Origin of the sequence: Pseudonocardia sp. SID8383 (assembly GCF_009864975.1) — a bacterium.
GTDB classification, from domain to species: Bacteria; Actinomycetota; Actinomycetes; order Mycobacteriales; family Pseudonocardiaceae; genus Pseudonocardia; species Pseudonocardia alni.
Map to the genome: position 1 here is coordinate 1 of NZ_WWFY01001212.1, position 5,583 is coordinate 5,583.

Below are 5,583 nucleotides of genomic sequence, written 5' to 3' on the forward strand. Positions count from 1 at the left end.
GGGCCCGCCGCCGGCCCCGGCCGCGCCGACCTCGGCTGCGCCAACCTCGCCCACGCGGTCGCCGCGTGCGGGCCGGACAAGCTGACCCTCACCGCGTCGCCCGCCCGCAACATCGGCATCGTCACCGCCTACAACGACATGCTCTCGGCCCACCAGCCGTTCGAGACCTACCCCGGGCGGATCAAGGCCGCGGCCCGTGCCGCGGGCGGGATCGCCCAGGTCGCCGGCGGGGTCCCCGCCATGTGCGACGGCATCACCCAGGGCCGCGCCGGCATGGAGCTGTCGCTGTTCTCCCGCGACGTCATCGCCCTGTCCACCGCCGTCGCGCTGAGCCACGACATGTTCGACGCCGCGGTGCTGCTCGGGGTCTGCGACAAGATCGTCCCCGGGCTGGTGATGGGCGCGCTGTCGTTCGGGCACCTGCCGGTGCTGCTCGCACCCGCCGGTCCGATGACCTCGGGCCTGCCGAACAAGGAGAAGGCCCGCGTCCGGCAGGCGTTCGCCGCGGGCGAGGCCGACCGCGCCGAGCTGCTCGAGGCGGAGTCGGCCAGCTACCACGGCCCGGGGACATGCACCTTCTTCGGCACCGCGAACTCCAACCAGCTGCTGATGGAGGTCATGGGCCTGCACCTGCCGGGGTCGTCGTTCGTCAACCCCGGCACCGCGCTGCGCGACGCCCTGACCGACGAGGTCGCCCGCCGCGCGCTCGACGCCGCGGGTGACCCGGACAAGGCGATGGGTGCGGTCGTCGACGAGAAGGCCGTGGTCAACGGGATCGTCGCGCTGCTGGCCACCGGCGGCTCCACCAACCACACGATGCACCTGGTCGCGATGGCCGCCGCCGCGGGCGTGCAGATCACCTGGGACGACTTCTCGGACCTGTCCACCGTCGTGCCGCTGCTGGCCCGGATCTACCCCAACGGCACGGCGGACGTGAACCACTTCCACGCCGCCGGCGGGATGCAGTTACTCATCCGCGAGCTGCTCGACCACGGCCTGGCCCACGACGACGTCCGCACTGTCGACGGTCCCGGCCTGTCCCGCTACACCCGCGAGCCCTTCCTCGACGGGGACACCCTCGTGTGGCGTGAGGGCACCACGGAGAGCCTGGACAAGTCGGTGCTGCGTTCGGTCGCCGACCCGTTCTCCCCGGACGGCGGGCTGCGCGTGCTGCACGGCAACCTGGGCCGCTCGGTGGTCAAGACCTCCGCCGTCGAGCCCGACCACCGCGTCGTCGAGGCACCGGCCGTGGTCTTCGACGACCAGGACGACCTGCTGGCCGCGTTCGCCGCGGGCGAGCTCGACGGGCGTGACCTGGTCGCCGTCGTCCGGTACCAGGGACCGCGCGCCAACGGTATGCCCGAGCTGCACAAGCTGACACCCGCGCTGGGGCTGCTGCAGGACCGCGGGCACCAGGTCGCGATCGTCACCGACGGCCGCATGTCCGGCGCCTCGGGCAAGGTTCCCGCCGCGCTGCACGTCACCCCGGAGGCCGCGCAGGGCGGACCGCTGCGGAACGTGCGCGACGGCGACCTGGTACGCCTGGACACCCTGAACGGCACCCTGTCCCTGCTGGTCGACGCCGACGAGTTCGACGCCCGCGAGCCCGCCCGGCCCGCCGGCCCGTCCGGCCCGACGACGGGCACCGGACGCGAGCTGTTCGCCGCGTTCCGCGCCGCGGTCGGGCCCGCCGACTCCGGTGCGACCGTCGTCCTGCCCCACTGAGGGGCCGTCCCGTCCGAGAGGAACCATGAGCGAGAAGCTGCTGGAACTGGCCCCCGTCGTCCCCGTCGTCGTGCTGCACGACGCCGCGACGGCCGTCCCGCTCGCCCGTGCCCTGGTGGACGGCGGGCTGCCGGTCATCGAGGTGACCCTGCGGACCCCGGCCGCGCTGGAGGCCGTCCGCCGGATCGCGGCCGAGGTGCCCGACGCGGTCGTCGGCACCGGGACCGTGCGCACCCCCGACGACGTGCGCCGGTCGGTCGAGGCGGGTGCCCGCTTCCTCGTCAGCCCGGGCGCGACGCCCCGGCTGCTCGACGCGATGGAGGACTCCGGGCTGGACTTCCTCCCCGGCACCGCGACGATCTCGGAGATGATGGCCGTCGCCGAGCGCGGGCACACCGCCTGCAAGTTCTTCCCGGCCGAGGCCGCGGGCGGGCGCCCGTTCCTGAAGTCGGTCGCCGGGCCGCTGCCGGACCTCCGGTTCTGCCCGACCGGGGGGATCACCGTCGACTCGGCACCGGGCTACCTGGCCCTGCCCAACGTCTCCTGCGTCGGGGGCTCCTGGCTCACCCCGGCCGACGCCGTCGCCGCGGGGGAGTTCGACCGGATCCGCGGCCTCGCCGCGGCCGCCGCCGCGCTGGGCTGACGGCGCGGGCCCACGAGCACGGTCCTGGCCGCCGCCACGGCCAGCAGGAGATAGACCAGGATCAGCGCCCACCCGGCGATGTCGCTCATCGCGTCATCGTGCGCCCGCGGCGACACCGACGGGCCGGGTCCTGACGCGATCCTGATGCCCGGGGACGGCACGAGGGGGCCGCCCCCGGGCATCCGGTGCGGGAGGTGGCGAGCGCCTCGAACGGGCTGACGCGGGGGCCCGGGACCGTTAAGGTCTCGTGCGGTGTGCCGGGAAGTCTGGTCGGCGAGCGCTGTCCCCTGCCCTCCCGACCTTCCCGGAGCCCCGTGAACACCACCCCCGCCTCCCGTCGCCTGTTCTCCCGCGGCTCGTGGGCGCAGGCCCGTCGCGTCGCCGACGTGCTGCGCACCGAGACCGTCGGGGGCGTCCTGCTCGTCATCGCGGCCGCGGTCGCGCTGCTGTTCGCCAACTCGCCCTGGCGCGACGCCTACACCGCGCTCGCCGGGTTCACCGTCGGGCCCGCCGCGCTGCATCTGGACCTGTCGCTCGCGACCTGGGCCGCCGACGGTCTGCTCGCGATCTTCTTCTTCGTCGTCGGGCTGGAGCTCAAACGCGAGTTCCTGGCCGGGGACCTGCGCGACCCGCGCACGGCGTTGCTGCCGGTGGCGGCGGCCGTCGGCGGCATGGCGGTGCCCGCGCTGATCTATGTCGCGATCAACCTCGCGAACCCCGACGCGCTGGTCGGCTGGGCGATCCCGACAGCCACCGACATCGCGTTCGCGCTCGCGGTGCTCGCCGTCATCGGGACGCACCTGCCCACCGCGCTGCGGACCTTCCTGCTGACCCTCGCCGTCGTCGACGACCTGCTGGCCATCACGATCATCGCGGTCTTCTACACCGACCAGCTGTCGGTGCCCGCGCTGCTCGGTGCCCTCGTACCGCTCGCACTGTTCACCCTCGCGGTGCAGCGCGGGATCCGTTCCTGGTGGGTGCTGCTGCCGCTCGCCGCGGTCACCTGGGTGTTGGTCCACGAGTCGGGGGTGCACGCCACCGTCGCCGGGGTCCTGCTCGGGTTCGCGGTGCCGGTCCTGGGCCGTCGCCGGGTGCACGGGGTGTCGCTGTCGGAGCACTTCGAGCACCGCTGGCGCCCGTTGTCGGCCGGGTTCGCGGTACCGGTGTTCGCGTTCTTCGCCGCCGGGGTCACCGTCGTCGGTGGCGAGGGCGGGGGGATCGGCGGCGCCCTGCTCGACACCGTCACCCTCGGCATCGTCGCCGGCCTGGTGCTCGGCAAGACCGTCGGTGTGCTCGGCGCGACCTGGCTCGTGCAGCGGTTCACCCGGGCCCGGCTGTCCGACGACCTGTCCTGGTGGGACCTGCTCGGCCTCGCCCAGCTCGCCGGGATCGGGTTCACCGTGTCCCTGCTGGTCGGCGAGCTGGCCTTCGGGACCGGAACCCCGCAGGACGACCACGTCAAGATCGGTGTGCTGGCCGGTTCACTGCTCGCGGCCCTGCTCGCCACCGTGGTGTTGCGCGCCCGCAACGCCCACTACCGGCGGATCGAGCAGATCGAGACGCGTGACGCCGACGGTGACGGGGTGCCGGACGTCTACCAGGAGGGCGACCCCCACCGGGACGGGTGAGCGCCGGGTCAGCGGTGGTCGGCGCGGGCCGCGGCGTGCCGCACCGCGGCCGGTGACAGGCCACGACGCCCGCGGTCCCAGTCACCGGTGTCCGGGCGCACGCACGGCAGGGCGTGCACGAAGCTGCGGGCCGGTCCGCCGTCGGCCGCGGTGCCGCCGTGGGTGCACATCCGCAGCGGCTCGCGGGTCGGGTCGATCGGGTTGAGGCAGCGCTCGCACAGCGCGTCCCGGATCACGCGGCCCACCGCCCGGCCGGGACGACGGTGCCCGCGGGGACGCACGCCGCGACATGCACGACGGCCTCGCGCCAGGTCACCTCGCCGGCCGCGTCGGCCGACTCGATGTGGGACAACCGGTAGACGCGTTCGGTCGCGGCGTCGACGGGGGCGTAGCAGCGCTCGCAGAGCTGGATCATCGGGCTCGACCTCGCGGCTCTCTCTCGGGATCGGACGCCCAGGATCTACCCACGGGCCATCGTCCGGACACCGGAACGTGACCGGCACCGCTGTGTGGTCCGCCCCACCTGACCTGCGGTGTCGTCATCGGTGAGCGGGCGGGCGGTGTCGCGGCGGGGAACGGTGGGGGCCCCGTCCTAGACTCGGCGGTTCCGCGTACCCGACCGCTCCGGGAGTTCCTCCGTGCGCTTCGTGCACGCCGCCGACCTGCACCTCGACAGCCCGCTGCGCGGCCTGTCGCGGCTCGGCGACTCCGGGCTCGCCACGACGCTGCGCGCGGCGACCCGGCGGGCCTGCGAGAACCTCGTCGATGCGGTCGTCGACTCCCGGGCCGAGGCGCTCGTGCTGCCCGGTGACGTCTACGACGGCGACTGGAAGGACTACGCGACCGGCGCGTTCTTCGTCCGGCAGCTCTCGCGGCTGCACGACGAGGGCATCCCGGTGTTCCTCATCAGCGGCAACCACGACGCCGAGTCCGAGATCACCCGGTCGCTGCGGCTGCCGCCCAATACCCACCGGCTCTCGGTGGACGCGCCCGAGACCGTCGTCGACGACGACCTCGGCCTGGCCGTGCACGGCCAGGGCTTCGCCCGCCGCGCGGTGCTGGAGAACCTCGTCCCCGCCTACCCCGACCGGATCCCCGGCCTGGTCAACGTCGGCATGCTGCACACCTCGGTGCAGGGCGACGACCGACACGACACCTACGCCCCCTGCCGCCCCGAGGACCTGTCAGGCTGCGGCTACGAGTACTTCGCCCTCGGCCACGTGCACGAGCAGCGCGCCGTCTGCGACGGCCCGCACCCGGCCTGGTTCTCCGGGAACCTGCAGGGCCGCCACCCGCAGGAGCGCGGCGCGAAGGGCGCCCTGCTCGTCGACGCGGCCCCCGAGCGGTGGGCGACGGTCACCCCGCTGGTCCTCGACGTCGCCCGCTGGGAGCTCGTCGAGGTCGACATCGCCGGACTCGGCGGCGCGGACGAGGTCTACGAGGCCGTCGAGTCCGCGCTGCGCGAGCGGTGCGCCGCCGCCGCGCCGCGCACCGTCGTCGCCCAGGTGACGCTGCACGGGGCCGGGCCGGCCGCCGCGGACCTCACCTCCGCCGAGGGGGTCCGCACCGAGCTGGAGCTGCTCGCCG

The 5,583-nt window shown here is 74.4% G+C and carries 6 protein-coding genes; 4 read left to right on the top strand and 2 right to left on the bottom strand.

What is annotated here, in order from left to right:
• From edd to nhaA, 3 genes are all read left to right on the top strand, one after another.
• Positions 1-1,725 (top strand): phosphogluconate dehydratase (gene edd / locus GTW08_RS29680; protein ID WP_161152845.1); only part of this gene is annotated, 1,725 nt, incomplete at its 5' end.
• A gap of 25 nt (positions 1,726-1,750) precedes the next feature.
• Positions 1,751-2,368, top strand: a complete 618-nt coding sequence (eda, locus tag GTW08_RS29685) for a bifunctional 4-hydroxy-2-oxoglutarate aldolase/2-dehydro-3-deoxy-phosphogluconate aldolase (RefSeq protein ID WP_073574961.1) — start codon at positions 1,751-1,753, stop codon at positions 2,366-2,368.
• 314 nt (positions 2,369-2,682) lie between these two features.
• A complete protein-coding gene (gene nhaA / locus GTW08_RS29690; protein WP_073574960.1) occupies positions 2,683-3,996 on the top strand; it encodes a Na+/H+ antiporter NhaA in 1,314 nt (437 codons plus the stop codon).
• A gap of 8 nt (positions 3,997-4,004) precedes the next feature.
• On the opposite strand, the gene GTW08_RS29695 is transcribed toward nhaA, so the two are convergent.
• Positions 4,005-4,232: a hypothetical protein gene (locus GTW08_RS29695; RefSeq protein ID WP_139282747.1), complete on the bottom strand. Its 228-nt coding sequence runs from the start codon at positions 4,230-4,232 to the stop codon at positions 4,005-4,007.
• Complete coding sequence (locus GTW08_RS29700) at positions 4,229-4,411, bottom strand: hypothetical protein (RefSeq protein WP_062394822.1); 183 nt, start codon at positions 4,409-4,411, stop codon at positions 4,229-4,231. The genes GTW08_RS29695 and GTW08_RS29700 overlap by 4 nt, the downstream gene beginning before the upstream one ends.
• 223 nt (positions 4,412-4,634) lie before the next feature.
• On the opposite strand from GTW08_RS29700, the gene GTW08_RS29705 reads away from it, so the two are divergent.
• A partial coding sequence (locus tag GTW08_RS29705; RefSeq protein WP_161152846.1) for a metallophosphoesterase occupies positions 4,635-5,583 on the top strand: 949 nt, incomplete at its 3' end.

What these genes read in the sequence shown, in the direction of transcription:
- eda (WP_073574961.1), top strand. Translation starts at nt 1,751, where the DNA reads ATGAGCGAGAAGCTGCTGGAACTGGCCCCCGTCGTCCCCGTCGTCGTG.
- GTW08_RS29700 (WP_062394822.1), bottom strand. Translation starts at nt 4,411, where the DNA reads ATGATCCAGCTCTGCGAGCGCTGCTACGCCCCCGTCGACGCCGCGACC.